The 21,716-nt window shown below is 77.2% G+C and carries 21 protein-coding genes, 4 tRNA genes and 1 other RNA gene; 17 read left to right on the top strand and 9 right to left on the bottom strand.

All coding sequences use genetic code 11. The annotated features are described in order from the left end of the window. Window positions 1-23: 23 nt before the first annotated feature. Window positions 24-2,183, bottom strand: a complete 2,160-nt coding sequence (locus tag ACRYM6_RS06060; protein ID WP_432541841.1) for a DNA polymerase III subunit gamma and tau — start codon at window positions 2,181-2,183, stop codon at window positions 24-26. A 69-nt stretch (window positions 2,184-2,252) separates the two neighbouring features. Continuing rightward, window positions 2,253-2,349: signal recognition particle sRNA small type (ffs, locus tag ACRYM6_RS06055), an RNA gene on the bottom strand. A 120-nt stretch (window positions 2,350-2,469) separates the two neighbouring features. On the opposite strand from ffs, the gene ACRYM6_RS06050 reads away from it, so the two are divergent. The 3 genes from ACRYM6_RS06050 to ACRYM6_RS06040 all read left to right on the top strand — a co-directional run bounded on the left by ACRYM6_RS06050 (window position 2,470) and on the right by ACRYM6_RS06040 (window position 3,699). After that, window positions 2,470-2,554 (top strand) — tRNA-Ser (locus ACRYM6_RS06050). A gap of 123 nt (window positions 2,555-2,677) precedes the next feature. Further along, the gene (locus ACRYM6_RS06045) at window positions 2,678-2,977 is read left to right on the top strand and encodes a type II toxin-antitoxin system VapB family antitoxin (protein ID WP_432510434.1); all 300 of its coding nucleotides are present in this window, start codon (window positions 2,678-2,680) and stop codon (window positions 2,975-2,977) included. A gap of 29 nt (window positions 2,978-3,006) precedes the next feature. Then, window positions 3,007-3,699 carry a LytR C-terminal domain-containing protein gene (locus tag ACRYM6_RS06040; protein ID WP_432541839.1) on the top strand — a complete coding sequence of 231 codons (693 nt, stop codon included), beginning with the start codon at window positions 3,007-3,009 and terminating at the stop codon, window positions 3,697-3,699. Between the two features lie 238 nt (window positions 3,700-3,937). Here ACRYM6_RS06040 and ACRYM6_RS06035 read toward each other — a convergent pair. The 3 genes from ACRYM6_RS06035 to ACRYM6_RS06025 all read right to left on the bottom strand — a co-directional run bounded on the left by ACRYM6_RS06035 (window position 3,938) and on the right by ACRYM6_RS06025 (window position 5,116). Continuing rightward, window positions 3,938-4,024 (bottom strand) — tRNA-Ser (locus ACRYM6_RS06035). A 43-nt stretch (window positions 4,025-4,067) separates the two neighbouring features. After that, complete coding sequence (gene tadA, locus ACRYM6_RS06030) at window positions 4,068-4,502, bottom strand: tRNA adenosine(34) deaminase TadA (protein WP_432541838.1); 435 nt, start codon at window positions 4,500-4,502, stop codon at window positions 4,068-4,070. Between the two features lie 35 nt (window positions 4,503-4,537). Further along, on the bottom strand, window positions 4,538-5,116 hold the full coding sequence (locus tag ACRYM6_RS06025; RefSeq protein ID WP_432541836.1) for a tRNA adenosine deaminase-associated protein: 579 nt from the start codon (window positions 5,114-5,116) through the stop codon (window positions 4,538-4,540). Window positions 5,117-5,198: 82 nt separating this feature from the next. Between ACRYM6_RS06025 and upp the strand changes: the two genes are divergently transcribed. The 3 genes from upp to ACRYM6_RS06010 all read left to right on the top strand — a co-directional run bounded on the left by upp (window position 5,199) and on the right by ACRYM6_RS06010 (window position 6,991). After that, on the top strand, window positions 5,199-5,834 hold the full coding sequence (gene upp, locus ACRYM6_RS06020; protein WP_432541835.1) for a uracil phosphoribosyltransferase: 636 nt from the start codon (window positions 5,199-5,201) through the stop codon (window positions 5,832-5,834). Window positions 5,835-5,993: 159 nt separating this feature from the next. Further along, window positions 5,994-6,155, top strand: coding sequence for a hypothetical protein (locus ACRYM6_RS06015; protein ID WP_432541834.1), 162 nt, complete (start codon window positions 5,994-5,996; stop codon window positions 6,153-6,155). A gap of 62 nt (window positions 6,156-6,217) precedes the next feature. Further along, window positions 6,218-6,991 (top strand): PH domain-containing protein, encoded by a 774-nt coding sequence (locus tag ACRYM6_RS06010; RefSeq protein WP_432541833.1) that lies wholly within the window; start codon window positions 6,218-6,220, stop codon window positions 6,989-6,991. A 92-nt stretch (window positions 6,992-7,083) separates the two neighbouring features. Here ACRYM6_RS06010 and ACRYM6_RS06005 read toward each other — a convergent pair whose 3' ends face one another. From ACRYM6_RS06005 to ACRYM6_RS05995, 3 genes are all read right to left on the bottom strand, one after another. Continuing rightward, window positions 7,084-7,725, bottom strand: coding sequence for an Lsr2 family DNA-binding protein (locus ACRYM6_RS06005; protein WP_432541832.1), 642 nt, complete (start codon window positions 7,723-7,725; stop codon window positions 7,084-7,086). Window positions 7,726-8,490: 765 nt separating this feature from the next. Continuing rightward, window positions 8,491-8,563 (bottom strand) — tRNA-Arg (locus tag ACRYM6_RS06000). A 174-nt stretch (window positions 8,564-8,737) separates the two neighbouring features. Then, a tRNA-Ser gene (locus ACRYM6_RS05995) sits at window positions 8,738-8,829 on the bottom strand. Between the two features lie 46 nt (window positions 8,830-8,875). Here ACRYM6_RS05995 and ACRYM6_RS05990 point away from each other — a divergent pair. The 8 genes from ACRYM6_RS05990 to ACRYM6_RS05955 all read left to right on the top strand — a co-directional run bounded on the left by ACRYM6_RS05990 (window position 8,876) and on the right by ACRYM6_RS05955 (window position 15,913). After that, window positions 8,876-10,891, top strand: a complete 2,016-nt coding sequence (locus ACRYM6_RS05990; protein WP_432541831.1) for a penicillin-binding transpeptidase domain-containing protein — start codon at window positions 8,876-8,878, stop codon at window positions 10,889-10,891. Between the two features lie 359 nt (window positions 10,892-11,250). After that, entirely contained in the window at window positions 11,251-12,381 is a 1,131-nt protein-coding gene (ssd, locus tag ACRYM6_RS05985; RefSeq protein WP_432541829.1) for a septum site-determining protein Ssd, read from the top strand. Further along, the gene (locus ACRYM6_RS05980; protein WP_432541828.1) at window positions 12,378-13,568 is read left to right on the top strand and encodes a TadA family conjugal transfer-associated ATPase; all 1,191 of its coding nucleotides are present in this window, start codon (window positions 12,378-12,380) and stop codon (window positions 13,566-13,568) included. Before ssd ends, ACRYM6_RS05980 begins: the two co-directional genes overlap by 4 nt. After that, window positions 13,565-14,167, top strand: a complete 603-nt coding sequence (locus ACRYM6_RS05975; protein WP_432541827.1) for a hypothetical protein — start codon at window positions 13,565-13,567, stop codon at window positions 14,165-14,167. The genes ACRYM6_RS05980 and ACRYM6_RS05975 overlap by 4 nt, the downstream gene beginning before the upstream one ends. Further along, entirely contained in the window at window positions 14,164-14,775 is a 612-nt protein-coding gene (locus tag ACRYM6_RS05970; protein ID WP_432541826.1) for a type II secretion system F family protein, read from the top strand. Before ACRYM6_RS05975 ends, ACRYM6_RS05970 begins: the two co-directional genes overlap by 4 nt. 135 nt (window positions 14,776-14,910) lie before the next feature. Continuing rightward, entirely contained in the window at window positions 14,911-15,180 is a 270-nt protein-coding gene (locus ACRYM6_RS05965; RefSeq protein WP_432541825.1) for a DUF4244 domain-containing protein, read from the top strand. 29 nt (window positions 15,181-15,209) lie between these two features. Continuing rightward, window positions 15,210-15,530, top strand: coding sequence for a TadE family type IV pilus minor pilin (locus ACRYM6_RS05960; RefSeq protein WP_432541824.1), 321 nt, complete (start codon window positions 15,210-15,212; stop codon window positions 15,528-15,530). Then, entirely contained in the window at window positions 15,527-15,913 is a 387-nt protein-coding gene (locus ACRYM6_RS05955; RefSeq protein WP_432541823.1) for an Rv3654c family TadE-like protein, read from the top strand. The genes ACRYM6_RS05960 and ACRYM6_RS05955 overlap by 4 nt, the downstream gene beginning before the upstream one ends. Here the strand turns inward: ACRYM6_RS05955 and ACRYM6_RS05950 are convergent. After that, a complete protein-coding gene (locus ACRYM6_RS05950; RefSeq protein WP_432541822.1) occupies window positions 15,868-18,252 on the bottom strand; it encodes a DEAD/DEAH box helicase in 2,385 nt (794 codons plus the stop codon). The genes ACRYM6_RS05955 and ACRYM6_RS05950 overlap by 46 nt on opposite strands. Window positions 18,253-18,422: 170 nt before the next feature. On the opposite strand from ACRYM6_RS05950, the gene ACRYM6_RS05945 reads away from it, so the two are divergent. The 3 genes from ACRYM6_RS05945 to ACRYM6_RS05935 all read left to right on the top strand — a co-directional run bounded on the left by ACRYM6_RS05945 (window position 18,423) and on the right by ACRYM6_RS05935 (window position 21,715). Beyond that, entirely contained in the window at window positions 18,423-18,791 is a 369-nt protein-coding gene (locus ACRYM6_RS05945; RefSeq protein ID WP_432541821.1) for an STAS domain-containing protein, read from the top strand. A 32-nt stretch (window positions 18,792-18,823) separates the two neighbouring features. Further along, window positions 18,824-19,252: an ATP-binding protein gene (locus tag ACRYM6_RS05940; RefSeq protein WP_432541820.1), complete on the top strand. Its 429-nt coding sequence runs from the start codon at window positions 18,824-18,826 to the stop codon at window positions 19,250-19,252. A 99-nt stretch (window positions 19,253-19,351) separates the two neighbouring features. Continuing rightward, on the top strand, window positions 19,352-21,715 hold the full coding sequence (locus ACRYM6_RS05935; RefSeq protein ID WP_432541819.1) for a sodium-translocating pyrophosphatase: 2,364 nt from the start codon (window positions 19,352-19,354) through the stop codon (window positions 21,713-21,715). Window position 21,716 lies beyond the last annotated feature (1 nt).

The raw sequence follows: 21,716 nt of genomic DNA, 5'->3' as shown, positions 1-21,716 counted from the left end.
ACACCGACGGCCACCGCGGCTCCTCAGTCGTCGGTCGACAGGACCTTGCCGCCGAGGATCTGCTCCACGACCGCGATGCCCGTCAGCGTGGACTCCTCGGCGTCGGCGTCGTCCCGGCTGGGGGTGTCGTCCTCCACCGCGACCGGCGCGGGGGCGGGGGAGGGCTCGGAGCGGCGCGGGCGGGACAGCTGCTCCTCGCCCGGGTCGTCGATGGGCTCGGCCGGCGGCGGGACGTCGGCGTAGTAGTCGTTCTGCGCCGGGGCCGGCGGCGCGGGGGTGCGCGGCGCCGCGGCGCGCGGGGCCGCCGCGGGGGCCTGCTGACGGGGCTGCTGAGCGGCCTGCTGGGTGGCCTGCTGAGGGGGCGGCGGGGCGGCCTGCTGCGGCGGCGCGGCCGGGCGCGGTGCCTGCTGCTCGGGAGCCGCCGGGCCCCACCCGCCGCGCGAGGGGCGCTGCGGGGCGGCCCGCCCGCCGCCGGCGTCGCCGCCCCCGGCGGCCTGGACCTTCGCCTCGATGCCGGTCACCTGGAACAGCGCCTCGGCGACGTACCCCGCGTCGTTGCCGCGGGTGAACCGGGCCGCGAGCTGCGGGGAGCGGAACTGCAGGGTCAGCACGCCCCCGCGGAAGTCCGCCACGGTCGCGTTCTCGGCGACCAGCGACCACGTCAGCCGCTTGAGGCTGAACAGCTTGCCCAGCACGTCGGTCCACAGGCGGCGGACCGTCTCGGCGTCGCCCCCGGCCGCCGGGGCCGACGGGACGGGGGCCTCGACGTGCACCGGGGTCGGGGCGGCGGGCTGGGCGGCGGGCGGGGCGGCGGGCGGGGCGCCGGGGGTGCGCGCGGACGGCCAGCCGCCCGCCGCGGGCTCGCGGGGCGCGGTGGCCGCCGGGGCGGGCGCCGGCTCGGGGGTCGGGTCGGGAGTCGGGTCGGTCGGCGTCGGGGTGGCCGGCGCCGGGGTGGCCTCCCGGACGGGCGGCGGGGCCGCCGCGGGCGCGGCGGCGACCGGCGGGGCCGCGGCCGGCAGCCCACCGCCGGCGCTGATCCGCCGCTCCAGCCGGTCCAGCCGGGTGCCGAGGCCGCCGTCGGCGTCCGCGCCCGGCAGCAGCAGCCGGGCGCACAGCAGCTCCAGCTGCAACCGCGGGGAGGTCGCCCCCGTCATCTGCTCCAGGCCCGCGGCCACGACGTCGGCCGCGCGGGACAGCTCGGCGCGGCCGAGGTGGGCGGCCTGCGCCTGCAGGCGCTCGAGGGCGTCCTCGGGGACGGCGAGCGCGTCACCGGCCGCGTCCCCGACCGCGGCGACGATGACGAGGTCGCGCAGCCGCTGCAGGAGGTCGTCGGCGAACCGGCGCGGCTCCTGGCCGGTGTCGACGACCCGCTCGACCGCGCGGAAGACCGTGGCCGCGTCCCCGGCCGCGACGGCCTCCACCACGTCGTCGAGCAGCGAGGCGTGCGTGTAGCCCAGCAGCGCGACCGCGATGTCGTACGTGACGCCGTCGTCGCCGGCGCCGGCGATGAGCTGGTCCAGGACCGACAGGGTGTCGCGGACCGAGCCGCCCCCGGCGCGCACGACCAGCGGCAGGACGCCCTTGCCGATCCGGACGCCCTCCTTCTCGGCCAGGTCGGCCAGGTACGCCGTCAGCTGCGCCGGCGGCACCAGCCGGAAGGGGTAGTGGTGGGTGCGGGAGCGGATGGTCGTCAGGACCTTGTCCGGCTCGGTGGTGGCGAAGACGAACTTCACGTGCGGCGGCGGTTCCTCGACCGTCTTCAGCAGCGCGTTGAAGCCCGCGGCCGTGACCATGTGGGCCTCGTCGAGGATGTACACCTTGAAGCGGTCGCGCGCGGGGGCGAAGGAGACGCGCTCGCGCAGGTCGCGGGCGTCGTCGACGCCGTTGTGGCTGGCCGCGTCGATCTCGACGACGTCGATGCTGCCGGGGCCGCCGTTGGCCAGGTCGGTGCACGAGTCGCAGACCCCGCAGGGCGTCGGGGTGGGGCCCTGGGCGCAGTTCAGGCAGCGCGCCAGGATGCGGGCGCTGGTCGTCTTCCCGCAGCCGCGCGGACCGGAGAACAGGTAGGCGTGGGTGACCCGGCCCTTGGCGAGGGCCTGCATCAGCGGGGTGGTGACGTGTTCCTGGCCGATGACCTCGGCGAAGGCCTCGGGCCGGTAGCGGCGGTACAGCGCGGTCGTCACGGGGTCGAGGCTAACCCCGTCCCGCGACACGACCGGCGGGTCGCGCGGGCGGCCGCGGAGCCGGGGGGACGAAGGGACCCCCCGCACACCCGCCAGAGCCCATCTACCCTTGCTGCCTTCCGGCCCTGGGGGGGTTTGACGGGGTGACGCCGCACGAGGGGTCTGCGACCACCGTACGGCACGGCCCGTCCCGGGGTCCAACCGCCCCGCCCGGACGGGGGAGGGCGACCGGGGGACACGGGGGTGGTCGAGAGCACTCGTCACGGCGCGCTACGCTGGTGGCACTGGAGGATTCGCCTAGTGGCCTATGGCGCACGCTTGGAAAGCGTGTTGGGTTAACGCCCTCAGGGGTTCAAATCCCCTATCCTCCGCCGCACGAGGCCCGTCCCGGACACGTTCCGGGGCGGGCCTTCGTCGTCCCGCTCCGCAGCGCGGCCGGGACACCCGGCGCGGTGACCGCCCGTGAGCTCGCCTCACGCCTAGACTCTCGCGCTGTGATCTTCCAGGCCGTCGGCGAGGGACGCCCCTACCCCGACCACGGGTACGAGACGACGAGCCAGTGGTCGAAGGTCCCGCCGCGGCAGGTCCGGCTGGAGGAGCTGACGACCACCAAGCGGACCCTCGACCTCGACGCGCTCCTCGCGGAGGACTCGACGTTCTTCGGCGACCTGTTCGCGCACGTGGTGTCCTGGCGCGGGCGGCTGTACCTCGAGGACGGGTTGCACCGCGCGGTGCGGGCCGCGCTGCACCAGCGCCAGGTCCTGCACGCGCGGGTGCTCACGCTGCCGGACTGACGATCGAGCACGGGGACCGAGGGGGAACGGTGGCACGCGAGCACGAGGGGCGCGAGGAGCACGGGGCGGGCGCCGACGACAGCGTCGACGACCTCGCCGGCGAGAGGGCCGGCGAGAGGGCCGGCGAGGGGGTCGACGAGGGGGCCGGCGACCGGGTGCTGCCCGACGTCGAGGACGACCTCGACGAGGAGTCGTACCAGCGGCTGGCGCGCCAGCGGCGCACCCGGCTGGTGCGCCAGCGGGTCGTCTTCGCCGTCGTCGTCGCGCTGGTGCTCGCCGTCGGCGGCGGCGCCTACCTGGTGTGGAGCGACCGCTGGCAGCCCGGTGGCGCGGCGACCCCGTCGGCGGCCGCGACGCCCAGCTGCGCGCCCGCGGCCCCGGTGCTGCTGACCCCGGGGGAGGTGACGCTCGACGTCCTCAACGGGACCGACCGCCGGGGCCTGGCGGCCGCGGTGGCCGGCGAGCTGCGCACCCGCGGCTTCGTGGTGGGTTCGGTCGGCAACGCGCCGACGCCGACGGGACCGGGGACGGCCCTGGTGGCGTACCCGGCCGGCGCCGTCCAGCAGGCCGTCACCGTGGCGGCCCGGCTGCCGGAGGCCCAGCTCGTCGAGGACCCGGCCGCGACGGTCGTGACGGTGAGCCTGGGCGACGGGTACCAGGCGCTGCTCGGCGAGGACGCCCTCGTGCCCCCGGTGCCCGCGAACGCCCAGCCGGCCTGCTGACGCCGCTGCAACCCCGGTGCGACGCCACCCGTGGCGCTGCTCCGGCGTCGTGGGTCTGCTGCCGCACGTCGTGAGCCTGCGCCCGGACCCGGCCCGCGCGGCCGAGTCCGGTCCCGAGGGGGCGTCGTCGCCGCCGAGCGGCTCGCGGCCGGCCTCGACCCCGTCGCCGGCGGCCTCGGGGGCCGCCCCCGCACGACGAAGGGCCCCGGGGGAACCCCGGGGCCCTTCGCCCTCACTGCGGTGACGGTGGGATTTGAACCCACGGAGGAGTTGCCCCCTCACACGCTTTCGAGGCGTGCTCCTTAGGCCGCTCGGACACATCACCTTGGTGCCCGACCAGGGTACACGCCGGCGGGCGGTGCCCCCCGTCAGCCCCTGCGCTCGGCGAAGAAGGCGTCCAGCAGGGCGCGGCACTCGTCCGCGCGGACGCCGCCGGCGACCTCGACGACGTGGTTCAGCCGGGGGTCGCGCACGACGTCCCGCAGCGAACCGGCCGCGCCGAAGCGCTCGTCCCAGGCCCCGAACACGAGCCGGTCCACCCGGGACAGCACCGTCGCGCCCGCGCACATCACGCACGGTTCGAGGGTCACCACGAGCGTGCAGCCGCTGAGCCGCCACTGCCCGTGCCGCGCGGCCGCGGCCCGCAGGGCGAGGACCTCGGCGTGCGCGGTGGGGTCGTTCGCGGCCTCCCGCTCGTTGCGGCCCACCCCGAGGACCTCGCCGCCGGCGTCGACGACGAGCGCCCCCACGGGGACGTCGCCGGTGGGCAGGCAGTCGCGGGCCTGCTCCAGGGCCGTCCCCATCCAGTCCGACCAGCGGGCCGGGACGGCCAGCCCGCTCAGCGCAACGACTCCAGGACGTCGGCGAACCCGAGCAGTTCCCCGACCTCGACCGTGGCCTCGGCCGGGTCGACGCCGGAACCGGCCAACCGCAGCAGGACGGCCGCGGGGCAGCCGAGGTCGGCGAGGAGTTCGGGGTCCCCGGCCCACACGTCCTCGGCGACGGCCGGTTCGGGTCGCGCCTCCTGCGTCCCGTCGTCCGCGTCCTCGTCGTCCTCGTCCCCGTCGTCGTCCCCGTCGTCCCCGCCGGCGGTGCCGGCCCGGTCGTCGGCGGTGGGGAGTTCGGCGAACAGCGGCGCGTAGGCGCTCTCGGCCGCGGCGACCGCGTCGGAGACGAACACCTTCACGTCGATGGGGCCGTCGGTCCGCACGACCGCGAACCACTCGTCCTCGCGTTCGAGGACGGCCAGGACGGGGGCGTCGGGGGACCCGGAGCCGTCGACGGCCCCGCGCAGGACGTCGCCGAGCTCGTCGGGGGAACCCGCTTCGAGGTCGACGTCCACCGGACGCCAGTCGAGGTCGCCGGTGGAGCCGTCGCCCGAGCCGTGGGGGGAGAGCACTGCGGTGAAGTACGCCACGGACCCATCGTGGCAGGACCGGACCGGCCGGGGCCACCACCGCAGTTCGCCCGGGGCCCGGAGCGGCGTATTTTGGTGCTCCATGCGCCTGTCCGTCATCGACCACCCCCTCGTCGCCCACAAACTGACCGCGTTGCGGGACCGTGGCACCGATTCCCCGACGTTCCGGCGCCTCGCCGACGAGCTCGTCACCCTGCTGGCCTACGAGGCCACCCGCGACGTCGCGGTCGAGCCGCACCCCATCACCACCCCCGTCGGGCCGACCACCGGCGTGCGGATCCGGTCGCCCAAACCGATCGTCGTCCCGATCCTGCGGGCCGGGCTCGGGATGCTCGACGGCATGGTGCGGCTGCTGCCCACCGCCGAGGTCGGGTTCCTCGGGATGATCCGCGACGAGCAGACCCTCCAGGCCACGACCTACGCGAACCGGCTGCCCGACGACCTCACGGGCCGGCACTGCTTCGTGCTCGACCCGATGCTGGCCACCGGGGGAACCCTCGTCGCGTCCATCACGTACCTGCTCGACCGCGGCGCCCAGGAGGTCACGGCGCTGTGCCTGCTGGCCGCCCCGGAGGGCATCGAGGTCGTGCGCTCGGCCTTCGACGACCACGCGCAGGTCACGGTCGTCACCGCCGCGGTCGACGAACGCCTCGACGAGAACGGGTACATCGTGCCCGGCCTGGGCGACGCGGGGGACCGCCTGTACGGCGTCGTCTGACCCCTCGCCCGCACCCCGGAGCCCCGTGCCGAGCAACTCGCGGCGCGGGGCTTCGTGCTGGGCGGCGTTTCCGGCAGGATGTCCCCCGATCAGCTCAGCTTTGTCCGCACTCCGTGAGGTACGACGAGCGTTCGGTGGAACGCAGGGAGGAGCCGGCCCGTGAAGTGGCGCCGAGTTCTGTGGTGGGTGCTGGTGGTCTTCGCCGTCTACGCGGTCTACCGGTCCCCCGACCAGGCGGCCGGCTTCGTCCGCAACGTCGGTGAAGGACTGGGGACGGCGGTCAGGAGCATCGCCGACTTCTTCGACGGGTTGCTGAGCTGAAACACGACCCGCACCCCGACGGGCGGCCCGAGGACCCCGACGACCAGGGCCGGGAGCTGGTGATGTTCTCCGGCACCCGGCTGCGGAAGTCGGCGCGGGACGGCACCTGGCGCGTCGTGCGGCCCGCGGACGACGAGCACCGCCTGCCCGGCCTCGAGGACGACCCGCTGCCCAGCGGGGCGGACGAGGACGACGAGGACGACGCGGACGAGATCGGCGAGGGCGGGACCCCGGGCCGGGTGGCCGGGACGGCGCACGACCCCCTGTGGGAACGTCCCCCGGCGCGGGTGCGCCGCTACGTGCTGGACACCGAGAAGCGGTTGGTGTGCCTGCGCCGGCACCTCGTGGTGCTGGCCGAACCGGTGCTCAGCTGCGTCGCCGGGCTCGTCCTGTGGCTGTGGCTGGTCGGGCGGATCGAGGACGTCCCGCACCTGCCGAACGTCCTGTTCGCCGGCTGGCTCTGCCTGCTGGCGCGGGCGGTCTGGAAGTGGTTGCAGTGGCGCGGCGACTGGTTCGTCGCGACCGACAAGCGGTTGTTGCTGACCTACGGCGTCGTGAAGCGCCAGGTCGCCATGATGCCGCTGACGAAGGTCACCGACATGAGTTACCACCGCTCGCTGCTCGGCCGGTTCCTGGGCTACGGCGAGCTGGTGATGGAATCGGCCGGGCAGAACCAGGCCCTCAGCGACGTCGACCGGCTGCCGATGCCCGACCAGGTGTACGTGCGCATCTGCGAGCAGTTGTTCGGGGAGGTCGGGGCCGCCGACACGCCGCCCCGGCGGGGTTCACGGGTGCGGCGGCTGGCCCGCGCGGCGGTGCCGCGGCGCTCGCGCTGACGACCGGAGGGCGGGGTGGACCGCCCCGGACGTGCGACAGGGGGCGGGGTCGTGAAGACCCCGCCCCCTGTCGCGTCCAGGCTGGACTCAGCTCACTGAGCGGCCTTGAACTGGTCGATGATCGTCGTGGAGATCGGGCCGCGCGGGGCGACGGCGATCCCGTTGGCGGCGGCCCACTCGCGCACGGCGCGGGCGTCCACGGCGGCGCTGGAGGCCGGAGCCGACTTCTTGGCGGTGGTCTTCTTCGTGCTGGCCTTCTTGGCGGCCGGAGCGGGAGCCGGGGTCGCGGCCGGCGCCTCGGCGGCGGTTTCCTCGACCGGGGCGGCGGGGGCCGGGGCGGCCTTCTTGGCGGTGGCCTTCTTCGCCGGGGTGGCCTTCTTCGCCGGGGCGGCGCTCTTGGCCGGGGCGGCGCTCTTCGCCGGGGTGGCGGTCTTCGCCGGGGTGGCGCTCTTCGCCGGGGTGGCGGTCTTGGCCGGGGCGGCGTTCTTGGTCGCAGCGGCCTTCTTCGCCGGGGCGGCCGCCGGGGCGGTGGCGGTACCGGCCAGCGCGGCGGGGAGGTCCTCCCACGTCACGTTGGTGGCGGCCTTGGCGGTCGCCGGGTTCCACGAGACACCGTTCGCGTTCACCGTGAAGGTGCCGATCTTGCGACCGTTCCGCTTGACGGGGATCTCGAGGTCGACGGCACCGACGGGCAGTTCGGTGGCCACCTTCAGTGCGACGTCGTGACTTGCCATGCTGGGCTCCCGGGGGAAGTGGGCTGGATAATCCTGAGTCAATGAAACCACAGTTCCATCGGAGTTCGCGCACCGGAGCGTGGATTCTCCGGTGAGTTCCACCCTTCTTGCGGTATGGGGCCGGGGAGTTGTCCCCGGCTCCCGGTGTGAACGGTTCTCGGCCCTCAGAACCCGTTCGCGAACGGGTTCTGGCGGTGTTCTGGCGCGGGTCGGTCCCGTGGGGAGCGGGGTGGTGCGGGGTGAGCGCCGCAGTTGTCCGCGTGCCGCCGAGGTGTTCTGGGGGTGTTCTCGAGGTCTTGACCGGGGGAGTTCTCGGTGGGTTGTCCGCGGGGTTGTCCCGGGGTTCTCCGCGGGGGTTGTCCCGGGGTTGTCGCGGCGTTGCCGCGGGGTTGTCGGGCGGGGTGGACTGGGGTGGACCGGGGTGGACCGGGGTCGTGGTCCACCGGGGTCCGGAGCCGGGGTCGGAGCCCACCGCCCGCGTCCGGGGCCGGAGCGCGGCCGGTCGTCGACTCCACTGGGCCGGGCCGGGCCGGGCAGGGCCGGGGCGAGGCGGGGACCGGGCCGGGGCGTCGAGGCGCGCGGGGCCGCCGTCCCGGCCGGGGTGACCCCACCCGGCGATCGTCGCGGGGCGCCGGGCAGGGGGGCGGGACCGGGGGTGCGTGGGACGCCGCGCGACGCGCGCGGCCGGCGAGCGAGGGGGAGCCGCCCGAGGGCGGGAACGCGAGAGGCCCCCGGCGGTGCCGGGGGCCTCTCGTCGTGCAGGTGTGCGCCCGAAGGGATTCGAACCCCTAACCTTCTGATCCGTAGTCAGATGCTCTATCCGTTGAGCTACGGGCGCGTCCAGCGCGCCGTGACGCGCTGACTGGACCTACTGTAGCGGGCTTCGGGCCGCGTCACCAATCGGTTGCCCCGCAACGCCTTCCGGGTCACTGGTCGGCCCTGCGGGTCGTCGGGGAGGTCCCGGGAAGCGGCGAGGGCCCCGGTCGCGGTGTGCGACCGGGGCCCTCGACCCTGGCGGAGGCGGCGGGATTTGAACCCGCGAGGGGGTGTTAGCCCCCAACCCGCTTAGCAGGCGGGCGCACTAGGCCACTATGCGACGCCTCCAACGTCATGAAGGCTAGCAGCCCGTGACGTGCGAGCATCACCGACGATGACCGACAACGCGCCCGAGCCCGAGTCCCCGTCGTCCGGCGGTGCCGCCGGCGCCCCCGCCGCGGGAGGTGGCCACCTCGCCCGTCGCGCCCTCCTGGCCGGTGGCGGAGCCGTCGTCGTGGCCGGCGCGGGGGCCGGCGCCTGGTGGCTGGCGTCCGGGCGCGACGACCCCGAGCGGGACGTCCGCGCCGCGGCGCAGCAGCTGGCCGACGCCTGGTCGGGCCCCGGCCTGGGCGCCGCGGGCCTGGTGCCCGCCCCCGCGGACGTCGAGGCGGAGCACGCGCGCCTGACCGGGTCGCTGGCCTCCCCGCCGCCCGCCGTCACCGTCGCCTCCGTCGACGCCGCCGGAGCGGGGGAGGGCGCGGCGCGGGCCACCCTCGACGTCGTCCACGACCTCGCCGCGACGCACGGCGCCCCGCCCGGGGCGGTCTTCCGGTACAGCACCACCGCCCGGTTCGCCCGGCAGGACGACGGTTCCTGGCGCCCGGTGTGGGAACCCGCCCTCGTGCACCCGGCGCTGGCCTCCGGGGCCACCTTCGTCGTGGACCGCACGGTCCCGCCGCGCGCCGACGTCCTGGGTCGCGACGGTTCCCCCGTCGTCACCGCCACCGACGTCGTGCGGGTGGGCGTCCAGCCCTCCCGCACCACCGACCCGGTGGCGACGGCGAACGCGCTCGGCGCGGCCCTCGGGGTCGACGCGGCCGCGCTGGCGACCCGCGTGCAGCAGGCGGCCCCGGACGCGTTCGTCGACGTCATCACCTTGCGGCGCAGCGACTACGACGCCCAGCGGGCCGTCCTGCAGCCGATCCCCGGAGCGGTCTTCGCGGAGTCCACGCTGCCGCTGGCGCCGACCCGGGGTTTCGCCCGCTCCCTGCTCGGCGGCGTCGGCCAGGTCACGGCCGAGGTCGTCGAGGGTTCCGCCGGCCGCTACGTCGCCGGGGACGTCGCGGGGTTGTCGGGGTTGCAGCGGACCTACGACGAACGGCTCGCGGGCCGGGTCGGGCTCGCCGTCCAGGCGCAGGGCGGCGACGACGCCACCTCGGTGGAACTGTTCCGCGTCGAGGCCGTGCCCGGGCGCACCGTCGGCACGACCCTCGACGCGGCCGTGCAGCGGGCCGCCGACGACGCCCTGGCGGCCGCTCCGGCCGACGCCGCCCTCGTCGCGGTCGACGTCGCCACCGGCGCCGTCGTGGCGGTCGCCAACCACCCCGTCGACGGCGGGGACCGCGCGCTGACCGGGCGGTTCCCGCCGGGGTCGACGTTCAAGGTCGTCACGACGCTCGCGCTGCTGGCCGACGGCCTGGACGTGGGGGAGACCGTGCCCTGCCCGCCGACGTACACCGTCGAGGGGCGCTCGTTCTCGAACTTCGAGGACGAGGCCTTCGGGGAGGTGCCGTTCCGCACGGACTTCGCCCGCTCCTGCAACACGGCCTTCGCCGGCCTCAGCGTGCGGCTGGGGAACGACGACCTGCCCCGCGCCGCGGCCGAGCTGGGCGTGGGGGCGGAGTGGGCGGCGGGGGTCGACGCCTTCGCCGGGACGGTGCCCAGCGCCACGTCGGCCGTCGACCTGGCGGCCGCCAGCTTCGGGCAGGGCCGCACGCTCACCTCGCCGCTGGCGATGGCCGTCGCCGCGGCCTCGATCGCGGCGGGGGAGCTGCGGCGGCCCACGATCGTCACCGACCCGGCCGCCGCCGAGCCCTCGGCCCCGGCGTCGGCGGCGGACCCGGCGCTGTTGGGGGTCGTCGGCGGGCTGATGCGCGACGTCGTCACGGCCGGGACGGCCACCGTCCTGGCGGACGTGCCGGGCGGCCCGGTGCACGCCAAGACGGGCACGGCCGAGCACGGGACCGCCGTCCCCCCGGCCACGCACGCCTGGACGATCGGCTACCAGGCCGGGCTGGCGTTCTCGGTCTTCGTCACAGAGGGGGTCAGCGGCGGGACGGTCGCGGCGCCGCTGGCCCGCGACTTCCTGGTCCGGCTGGCGGCGGCCGGGGGGTACGCCGGGGGTTCCTGAGCCGTTTCCTGTGCGCGTCCGGTGAGCGTGCTTCGAGGAACGGCCCGGGTTCGGCACGAAATCTCCGCTTCCTGCGGCGAAGGAATTGCCAACCGCCCCCACCAGGGGTGAGGATGCTGCAGTACGCCCTGTGGGCTACACGCGGGCCCGGCTCATCCCCCCCGAGCCGGACCGTCGACGGCCCCCGCTCCCCCCCAGCGGGGGCCGTCTCCTTCTCCCCCCGAGACCGTCCCGCGCGACGCCACGGTCTCCACAGGCGCCCTCCCCGCCACCGCCGTCCACAGGACGCGACCGGCGGCACCGACGGCCGCACCCCCTCCCGCACGGTGGTCCCCCCGACCACCGCCCAGGAGGCCACCGTGCCCGTCCGTCCCCCGCTCCGCACCCCCCGCCGCCGCGCGGCGGCCGTCCCCGCACCCCCCGCCCACCCCGGGACCGTGCGGCTGCTCACCGACGACCCCGAGCTCACCGCCGCGGTCAGCAGGCTGGCGGCCGCGGCCGGGTGCCCGCTGCGGCGCGACGGTGACCCCCCTGTGGATCCCGCCGACGGCGAGGGGACCCCGGCCACCGCCCTGGTCGTCGCCGGGACCGACGCCGACCCCGCCGCCCTGGCCCGCGCCCGCACCGGTGGCACACCGGCCGTCGTCGTGGGCCACGCCCCGCTCCCGCCCGGCTGGTGGCAGGAGGCCGCCGCCCTCGACCCCGACCACGCCGTCGTCCTGCCCGAGGCCCAGGACTGGTTGCTGGAACGGCTGTCCGACGTCGCTGACGGCGTCGGCGGCCGCGGCCCCGTCCTCGGCGTCGTGGGCGGCACCGGCGGGGCCGGGGCCAGCGTCCTGGCCGCGGCCCTGGGGCGGGCGATGGCCGACACCGTCGGCGGGTGCCTGCTCGTCGACGCCGACCCCCGCTCGGGCGGGCTGGACCTGCTGCTCGGCGGCGACGCCCTGCCGGGCCTGCGCTGGGCCGACCTGGCGGGCGTGCAGGGGCGCCTAGCGCCCCAGGTGCTGCGCTCGGCCGTGGACGTCGGCGGGGGCCTGCACGTCCTGCCCTGCGACCGCGACGGCGGGGGCGGCCCGGACCCGGCGCAGGTGTGGACCGTCGTGGACGCCGCGCGGCGCGCGTTCCCGGCGACGGTGGTGGACCTGCCGCGCGGCGGCCTGGACGGCCTCGCCCCGGTGCTCGGGGCCTGCGCCGAGCTGCTCGTGGTGACCCCCGGCACCACCCGGGGCGCCGCGGCCGCCTGCGTGGTCCTCGACGAGCTGCGGGCCGCGGGCGTGGCCGGGGCCCGCCTCGTCGTGCGCGACGTCGGCGCCGGCGCCGACCCCGACGACGTCGCCGACGCGGCCGGCGCGGCGCTGGCCGGGGTCGTGCGGCCCGACCGGGACCTCGACGCGGCGCTGGAGCTGGGCGAGGGCGTCCCCGGCGGCCGGCGCAGCGGTCTGCGGGCCTTCGCGATGGCCTGCGCGCGCGACTGGGCGGCCGGCGCGTGAGGACGGCCGACGACGCCGCCACCCGCGACTTCGCCCGCGACGTCGAGCGGGTCCGGCACCGCCTCGCCCGCGACGGCGCCGACCCGGGGCCGAGCGCGGTCGCGGCCGCCGCGCGGGCCGAGGGCGTCGTCCTGGGGGCCGCGGACCTGCTGCGGCTGCTCGACGCCGTCGGCGCCGCCGTGGCCGGGGCGGGCCGGTTGCAGCCGCTGCTGCGGGCGCCCGGGACGACCGACGTGCTCGTCAACGGCGGCGGGGAGGTCTGGGTCGACGACGGCCGCGGGCTGCGGCGGGCCGACCTGGCCCTGGCCGGGGAGGAGGAGGTCCGCGCCCTCGCCGTGCGGCTGGCCGCCACCGCCGGCCGGCGCCTGGACGAGGCCAGCCCGTTCGTCGACGCCCGCCTGGGCGACGGGACCCGCCTGCACGCCGTGCTGCCGCCGCTGGCCCCCGACGGCACCCACCTGAGCCTGCGGGTGCCGGCCGTGCGCCGCTTCGGCCTCGAGGAGCTGGAACGGTCCGGCGCCGTCCCCGCCCCCGCGGGGGCGGTGCTGCGCGCCGTCGTCGCGCAGCGGCTGTCGTTCCTGGTCAGCGGCGGGACCGGCAGCGGCAAGACGACCCTGCTGCAGGCGATGCTCGGGCTGGTCCCCGGCACCGAGCGCATCGTCGTCGTGGAGGACTCCGGGGAGCTGCGGCCCGACCACCCGCACGTCGTCCGGCTCGAGGCGCGGCACGGCAACGTCGAGGGCCGCGGGGCCGTCGGCCTCGACGACCTCGTCCGGCAGGCGCTGCGCATGCGCCCCGACCGGCTCGTCGTGGGGGAGTGCCGCGGCGCGGAGGTCCGGGACCTGCTGGCCGCGCTGAACACCGGCCACGCCGGGGGCGCCGGGACGGTCCACGCGAACGCGGCCGCCGACGTGCCCGTGCGGCTGCACGCGCTCGCCGCGACCGCCGGTGTCGACGCGGCCGTCGTCGACGCGCAGCTGCTCGCCGGTGTCGACGTCGTCGTGCACGTCCGCCGCCGCGGCCACGGGCGGGAGGTCGCCGAGGTCGGGGTCGTCGCCGCCGACCGCGGGCGGGCCCGGGTGCTCCCGGCGCTGCTGGTGGGCCCGGACGGCGGTCTGCGCGCCGGGCCCGGGCACGACCGGCTCCAGGCGCGCCTGGGCGCCCCGGTGCCGGTGGGCGCGCCGTGAACGCCCCGCTCCTGGTCACCGGCCTGCTCCTGGCGGCGGGCCTGACCGGCACCGCGCCCGCCCGCGGGGCACCGCGTCCGCTCCGGTCGCGGCGGCCGGTGCGGTCCGGGCGGTTCGAGCGGTCCGGGCGGCGGCGCACCGCCCCGGCCGGCCTCGACGACCTGGCCGGGGCCCGCGTCGCCGAGCGCGCCGCGGCGCTGCTGCGCGCCGGGGTGCCCCCCGCGACCGCCTGGGAGCACGCCGGGGACCGCTCCGGGCAGGTCCCCCCGCCCGTACGGGCCGTGCGGCGGCTCGTCGCCGACACCGGCGCCCCCGCCGCGCAGGCCCTGGAGGCGTGCGCGGCGGGGCTGCGGGCCGACGCCGCCGCCCGCGCGGCCCTGCGCACCGCGCTGGCGGGGGCGCGCGTCAGCGCCCGCACGGTCTCGGCCCTGCCCCTGCTCGGCCTCCTCCTCGGCGCGGCCCTGGGCGCCCCGCCGTGGCAGACGCTGACCGGCTCGACGGCGGGCCGGGTCTGCGCCGTGACCGGTGCGCTGCTGCTCGTGGCCGGGCACTGGTGGAGCGGCCGGCTGGTCACCGCCGCCGGCCGGGCCGTGCGGTGAGCGCCGCCGCGCCGTGCGTGGCGGCCCTGCTGGCCGCCGCCGTGCTCGTCTGCGGGGACCGTGGCGGGGACGGTGGTGGGGACGGTGGTGGGGACGCTGGTGGGGACGGCGGTCCGCCGCGGCTGCCCCCGTGGGCCCGGCGTCCCCGGCGTCCCGGGCCACCCCCGCCGCCGGCCGACGCCGCCCTGGTCTGCGACCTGGTGGCGGCCGCGGTGGGCGCCGGCCTGCCGCCGGGGCGGGCCCTGACCGCCGCGCTCGACGCCCTGGCCGCGGAGGGGTACGCGCGCGCCCCGGAGCTGGACCGGGCCGCGGTCCGGCTGTCCTGGGGGCAGGACCCGCAGGAGTTCGCGGACGCGCTCGGGACGGGCCGGTGGGACGACCTGGCCGAGCCCCTGCTGCTGTCGGCGCGCACCGGGGCCCCGGCCGCGTCCCTGCTGAGCTCGGCGGCGGTCTCGCGCCGCGCCCGGCGCCGCTGGGAGGCCGAGGCCGCCGCGGCCCGCTTGTCGGCCACCCTCGTCCTGCCCCTGGGGTTGTGCACGCTGCCCGCGTTCCTCCTCCTCGGGGTCGTCCCCGTCGTCCTCGGCCTGGCCCGGCAGGTCCTGTCGTGACGCCGCGGTCCCCACACCCCGCCCCGGCCCCGGGATCGTCCACACCCTCGCCGGACGGCGCCCCGGGGACCGGGCCGGCGCCCGAGAGTGGTTGCGCGCCGGGCGTTCCGGCCGCCACCACCGCGAGGAGGAACCGTGCACGAGCAGTTCGTCGACGAGGACCGGGACCCGAACCCCACGGGCAGCGGGGGACCCGGGGAGGAACCCCTGGAGGAGACCGGGGAGCGGACCGGGGAGCGGACCGGGGAGGAACCCGGGCCGGACGCCGGGATGGCCACCGCCGAGTACGCCATGGCGACGCTGGCCGCCTGCGGCTTCGCGGCGCTGCTCGTCGCGGTCCTGCGCAGCGACGAGGTGCGGGGGATGCTGCTCGGCGTCGTCCGCCAGGCCCTCACCCTCGGGTGAGCCGCCCCGGACCGGGCGACCGGGGTTCGGTGACGTCCGAGTTCGCCGTCCTGCTGCCCGCCGTCCTGGTCCTGCTCGCCCTCGCGCTGGGCGCGGTCCGGGTCGTGGTGACGCAGGTGCAGTGCGTCGACGCGGCCCGCGCCGCCGCCCGCGCCGCCGCGCGGGGGGAACCGGCGGACGTGGTCCGGCGCACCGCGCTCGCCGCGGCCCCCACCGGCGCGGACGTCCGGGTCGAGGCCGCCGGCGCCACCGTGCGGGTCGTCGTGAGCTCCGCGCAGCGGCTCGCCGGTCCCCTCGGCGGGGCCGTGCTCGCCCGCGGCGCCGCGACGGCCGCGGTGGAGCAGCGGTGACCGGCCGCGACGGGGGCAGCGGCACCGTCCTGGCCGTCGGGGTGTGCGCCGCCGTCCTGGCGGCCCTGCTCCTCGTCCTCGCCGTCGCCTCCGCCGTCGTCGCCCGGCACCGCGCCGAGGCCGCCGCCGACCTCGCCGCGCTCGCGGGCGCCGACGTCGCCGCCGGGCGCGCCGGCGGTGACGCGTGCGGGCGCGCGGGCGGTGTCGTCGCCGCGCACGGGGCCGCGGTCGTGGCGTGCGCGGTCGGTGCCGACGGGTCGGTCACCGTCACCGCCGCCGTCCGGCCCGCCGGGCTCGCCGGTGCCCTGGGCCGCGCCCGGGCGTCCGCGCGCGCCGGTCAGGCCACGACCGGGGCCGCGGGGTCCCCGGGGGGCCCGGGGTGAGCGCGGACGGCCGTCACGAGCACGTCGAGCAGCGCCAGCGCCCCGGCCTTGTCCAGGGGCTCGTTCCCGTTGCCGCACTTGGGCGACTGCACGCACGCCGGGCAGCCGTCCTCGCAGGCGCAGGCCCGCACGGCGTCCCGCGTCGCGGTGGTCCACCGCGCGAACCGCTCGTGGGCGCGGTCGGCGAAACCGGCCCCGCCGGGGACGGCGTCGTGGACGAACACGGTGGGCAGGGCGGTGTCGGGGTGCAGGGCCGTCGACAGGCCGCCGAGGTCCCAGCGGTCGCACGTCGCCAGCAGCGGCAGCATCCCGATCGAGGCGTGCTCGGCGGCGTGCAGCGCCCCCGGCAGCCGGGTCGCGTCGCCCAGGACCGCCTCGGCGACGGCGGGGTCGACGGTCCACCACACCGCGCGGGTCCGCAGCCGGCGCTCGGGCAGGTCGAGGGGCTGCTCGCCCAGGACCGTCCCGGTGCCGACGGTGCGCCGCAGGAAACCCGTGACCCGGCTCGTCACCTCCACGACCCCGCACGACACCGCGACCGGCCCGGCGGTGCGGGTCCGGTCCACGGCCAGGACCCGCACGTCGGAGTCCGAGCGCGCGTGCGTCGTGTACCCCGGGTCGGGTTCGCGGTGCACGACGGCGACGGACTCCTCCAGGTCGAGCCGGTCGACCAGGTAGGTCCGGCCCTGGTGGACGTGCACGGCGCCCTCGTGCACCGACGCGTCGGCCGACCCGGCCTGGACGGTGCCCAGGATGCGGCCGGTGACGTCCTCCACGACCCGGACGCTGCCGCCCGCGCCGCGCAGGTCGGTGAGGTCGACCGCGCGGTCCCGGCGCGTCCAGTACCAGCCGTTCGGCCTGCGCCGCAGCATCCCCCGCCGCACGAGGAGCTCGACCACGTCGGGCGCGACGGGCCCGAACAGCTCCAGGTCCGCCTCGGTCAGGGGCAGCTCCTGCGCCGCGGCGGCCAGGTGCGGGGCCAGGACGTAGGCGTTGTCGGGGTCCAGGACGGTGGCTTCCACCCCGGCGCCGAACAGCGCCTCGGGGTGGTGCACGAGGTAGGTGTCCAGCGGGTCGTCGCGCGCCACGAACACCCCCAGCGCCGGGGCGCCGCGCCGCCCGGCCCGGCCGACCTGCTGCCAGAACGAGGCGCGGGTCCCGGGCCAGCCCGCGACGAGCACCGCGTCCAGCCCGGCGACGTCGACACCCAGCTCCAGCGCGTTCGTGGTGGCCATGCCCACCACGCGCCCCGACCGCAGGCCCTCCTCCAGCGCCCGCCGGTCCTCCGGCAGGTACCCGCCGCGGTAGGCCACCACCCGGCCGGCGAGGTCGGGGTCGACGTCGGACAGCCGCCGCCGCGCGCCCGCGGCCACCGACTCGGCCCCGGTGCGGCTGCGGACGAACGCCAGCGTCCGCACCCCCTCGAGCACGAGGTCGCCCAGCAGGTCCGCCGCCTCGGCCGTCGCGGTCCGCCGCTCGGCCCTGCCCACCGGTCCCCCCGCGCCCGTCGCGGGGCGGGTGGGCGGTTCCCACAGCGCCACCGAGACCGCCGGGCGGGCCGAGGAGTCGTCGGTGACGGCGTGGACGTCCAGTCCCGTCAGCCGGCGCGCCGTGGTGGCCGGGTCGGCCACGGTCGCCGAGGCCAGCACCACGACCGGGTCGGCGCCGTAGCGGGCGGCCAGCCGGCGCAACCGGCGCAGCACCGCCGCGGCGTGCGAGCCGAACACCCCCCGGTAGGTGTGCAGCTCGTCGACCACGACGAACCGCAGGCGGCGCAGGAAGCTGGCCCAGTGCTCGTGCCCGGGCAGCACCGACCGGTGCAGCATGTCGACGTTCGTCAGCACCAGCGCCGCGTGCTCGCGGATCCAGCGCCGCACCTCCGGCGGGGTGTCGCCGTCGTAGGTGCTGGTGATCGGGGCGTCGAGCCCCAGGGCGCGCAGCCGGGAGTCCTGGTCGGCGGCCAGCGCCTTGGTGGGGGACAGGTACAGCGCCGTCGCGCCCTTGCCGTTGGGGCTGGCGAGCGCGGTGGCGCGCAGCGCCGTCAGCACCGGCAGCTGGAAGGCCAGCGACTTGCCCGAGGCCGTCCCGGCGGACAGCACGGTGGAGCGACCGGCGTGCACGGCGTCGGCGGCCAGCACCTGGTGCCGCCAGGGCAGGCCGCCGGTGCCGCGCTCGAGGGCGGCCACGACGTCGGGGTCGGCCCACGACGGCCACGGCTCCCGGGCTCCGGGGCGCGCGGGCAGCTGCTCGACGTGCCGGACGCGGTCGCCGCGGCGACCGGCGTCCAGCAGCCGCTGCCACCGGGGCGGGCCGGCGGGGCCGGGGCTGTCCGAGCTCACGCCGCACAGTCTCCCCCCGCCCGGGGGAGCCCATCGCCCGAGCTGGACAAGCCGATCACGCAGCGCAATGGTTGAATGCCAGGGAGGGCGCGGCAGCGTCCTCGGCAGCAGACTCCGCACGTACCTGCACGCGACCGCGCGCAGCCGACCAGCAGCGAGGAGGGGTCCTAGTGGACCTGTCGGTGACCAGCCGCGAGGAGAGCGGCCGGACCGTCGTCGAGGTGTCCGGCGAGATCGACGTGTACACCGCACCCACCCTGCGTGAGCGGCTCAACGAACTCGTCGGCGCCGGCCACCACCACCTCGTCGTGGACATGGAGGGCGTCGAGTTCCTGGACTCCACCGGGCTCGGCGTCCTCGTGGGCGGCCTCAAGCGCGTCCGCTCCCACGACGGTTCCCTGCACCTGGTGTGCCAGCGGGAGAAGATCCTGAAGGTCTTCCGCATCACGGGCCTGACCAAGGTGTTCCCCATCCACGACACCGTCGCCGACGCCATCGCGGCCTCCGCGTCGTCCGACGAGGCCAACGCCTCCTCCTGATCCGCCCGCTCCTCCCAGTCAGGACCCCACCCGTGCCCACCGTCACCCTGCGGTTCTCGCCGCTGGCCGAGCACGTGCGGACCGCGCGGCTCGTGGCCGTCTCGGTGGCGCGCCGGGCCGGGTTCGGGGAGGAGCAGCTCGACGAGATCCGCATCGCCATCGGCGAGGCGTGCGCGCGCGCCGTCGCCGGCGGTGCGCTCCAGACCCCCACCGGGCCGGCGGTGGGCCTGGTCGACATGCGGCTGTGCGACGACGAGGAACGTCTCGACGTGACCGTCGTGCAGTGCTCGGCCGACGGCGAACCGCTGCCGGACGGCCCCGGCCCGCTGGCCACGGCCGACCCGCTGTCCCTGGCCCTCATGGCCGGGATGGCCGACTCCAGCGAGCCGTCCAGCCAGTCCGGCGGGGTGACGCTCTCGTGGCGGCTCCAGGCCGAGACGGCACCGGTACGCGCCTTCTGACCCACCGCGGGCTCGCAGGGCGGTGATCGCACGGCGTGGCACTCCCGGGAGTGCTGTCCTACGCTGCGCAACGAGGTCATCACTCGTCGAGGAGGACGCGTGCCCGTACCCGAGAGTCTTTCCGGTTCCGCCCAGGGCATCACGATCGCCGTCGCGGTCGTCGCCGTCCTCGCGCTCCTCGCCGCCTTCGTGTTCCGACGGCAGGTGCTGGCGGCCGGTGAGGGCACCGAGCGCATGCAGGCCATCGCCCGGGCCGTCCAGGACGGCGCGGCGGCCTACCTGCGGCGGCAGTTCCGCACCCTCGCCTGGTTCGCCGTCGCCGTCCTGATCCTGCTGCTGGCGCTGCCCGCCGACGGCTGGGACCTGCGGGCCGCCCGCAGCGTCGCGTTCCTCGTCGGCGCCGCGTTCTCCGCCGCCATCGGCTACCTCGGGATGTCGCTGGCCGTCCGCGCGAACGTGCGCGTGGCCGCCGCCGCCCGCCGGCCCGACGGCGGCCGCGAGGACGGCATGCGGATCGCGTTCCGCACCGGCGGGGTCGTCGGCATGACCACCGTGGGCCTGGGGCTGCTGGGCGCGGCGGTCGCCGTCCTGGTCTACGGCGACGACGCCCCCACCGTCCTGGAGGGCTTCGGCTTCGGCGCGGCGCTGCTGGCGATGTTCATGCGCGTCGGCGGCGGCATCTTCACCAAGGCCGCCGACGTCGGGGCCGACCTCGTCGGCAAGATCGAGCAGGGCATCCCCGAGGACGACCCCCGCAACCCCGCCACCATCGCCGACAACGTCGGCGACAACGTCGGCGACTGCGCCGGGATGGCCGCCGACCTGTTCGAGTCCTACGCCGTCACCATCGTCGCGGCCGTCATCCTCGGCAGCGCCGCCATCGGCGAGGACGGCCTGGTCCTGCCGCTGCTGATCCCCGCGATCGGCGCGGTCACCGCCGCCCTCGGCGTCGTGCTCGTCCGCGCCCGGCCCGGCGTCAGCGGCCTGACGTCCATCCAGAACGGGTTCTACCTGTCCGCGGTCGTCGCCCTCGTCGGCACCGGCGTCGCGTGCTACGCGTTCCTGCCCTCGACGTTCGCGGGGTTCGCCGGCGCCGACGCGACCGTCGCCACCCTCAACGGCGACCCCCGGCTCATCGCGTTCGCGGCCGTGTTCCTCGGGATCCTGCTCGCCGTCCTCATCCTGTTCCTCACCGGCCACTACACCGGCACCGAGGCCAGGCCCACCCGCGACGTCGCCGGTTCCTCGGTGACCGGGGCCGCGACCGTCGTGCTGTCCGGGATCGGCCTGGGCCTGGAGTCGGCGGTCTACACCACGCTCGTCATCGGCGGCGCGGTGTTCCTGGCGTTCCTGCTGGCCGGGGGCGTCCTGGCCCTGGCGATGTTCCTGGTGGCGCTCGCCGGGTGCGGGCTGCTCACCACGGTCGGCGTCATCGTCGCGATGGACACGTTCGGCCCGGTCAGCGACAACGCGCAGGGCATCGCGGAGATGAGCGGCGACGTCGACGGCGCGGGCGCCGCGGTCCTCACCGAGCTGGACGCGGTCGGGAACACGACGAAGGCCGTCACCAAGGGCATCGCGATCGCGACGGCCGTGCTGGCGGCGACGGCGCTGTTCGGGTCGTACCAGGGCGCGGTGGTGCAGCGCATCAACGAGGCGGCCGTGGGGATCGAGCCCCCCTCGCAGTACCTGCAGCGCACCATCGGCGACTTCAGCGTCTCGACGCCGACGACGCTGGTGGGGGTGCTGCTGGGGGCCGCGGTGGTGTTCCTGTTCGCCGGGCTCGCGATCAACGCGGTGGGCCGCTCGGCGGGGGCCGTCGTGCTGGAGGTGCGGCGGCAGTTCGCCGACCACCCCGGGATCATGGACGGCACCGAGGAACCGGACCACGGGCGGGTCGTGGACCTGTGCACCCGCGACGCGCTGCGCGAGCTGGCCACCCCGGGGCTCCTGGCGGCGTTCGCGCCGATCGCCGTCGGGTTCGGCCTGGGGGTCGCCCCGCTGGCGGGTTTCCTGGGCGGCGCGATCGCCGCGGGCGTCCTCATGGCGGTGTTCCTGGCGAACTCCGGCGGGTCGTGGGACAACGCGAAGAAGCTCGTCGAGGACGGCCTGCACGGCGGGAAGGGGTCGGCGGCGCACGCGGCCACCGTCATCGGCGACACGATCGGCGACCCGTTCAAGGACACCGCCGGCCCGGCGATCAACCCGCTCATCAAGGTGATGAACCTGGTGGCGCTGCTGGTGGCGCCCGCGGTCGTGACGCTGTCCATCGGCACCGACGCCAACCCGGTGGCCCGGTACGGCATCGCGGCGGTCGCGACGGTCGTCATCGTCGTCGCGGTCGTCCTCAGCAAGACGCGGCGGGTGGACATGTCGGCCCCCACGGGACCGGCGGCGGGATCGGCGGCGGGCTCGGCGGCGGTGGACCTCACGGCCGAGGAGGGCGCGGACCGGCTGCGCTGAG

This window comes from Kineococcus rugosus (assembly GCF_050871975.1).
Lineage (GTDB): Bacteria > Actinomycetota > Actinomycetes > Actinomycetales > Kineococcaceae > Kineococcus.
Note: the sequence above shows the minus strand (reverse complement) of the source record. Positions and strands in the feature narration are given on the sequence as shown.

What these genes read in the sequence shown, in the direction of transcription:
- tadA (WP_432541838.1), bottom strand. Translation starts at nt 4,502, where the DNA reads ATGGGGACGGCCCTGGAGCAGGCCCGCGACTGCCTGCCCACCGGCGAC.
- upp (WP_432541835.1), top strand. Translation starts at nt 5,199, where the DNA reads ATGCGCCTGTCCGTCATCGACCACCCCCTCGTCGCCCACAAACTGACC.
- ACRYM6_RS06010 (WP_432541833.1), top strand. Translation starts at nt 6,218, where the DNA reads ATGTTCTCCGGCACCCGGCTGCGGAAGTCGGCGCGGGACGGCACCTGG.
- ACRYM6_RS06005 (WP_432541832.1), bottom strand. Translation starts at nt 7,725, where the DNA reads ATGGCAAGTCACGACGTCGCACTGAAGGTGGCCACCGAACTGCCCGTC.
- ACRYM6_RS05990 (WP_432541831.1), top strand. Translation starts at nt 8,876, where the DNA reads ATGACCGACAACGCGCCCGAGCCCGAGTCCCCGTCGTCCGGCGGTGCC.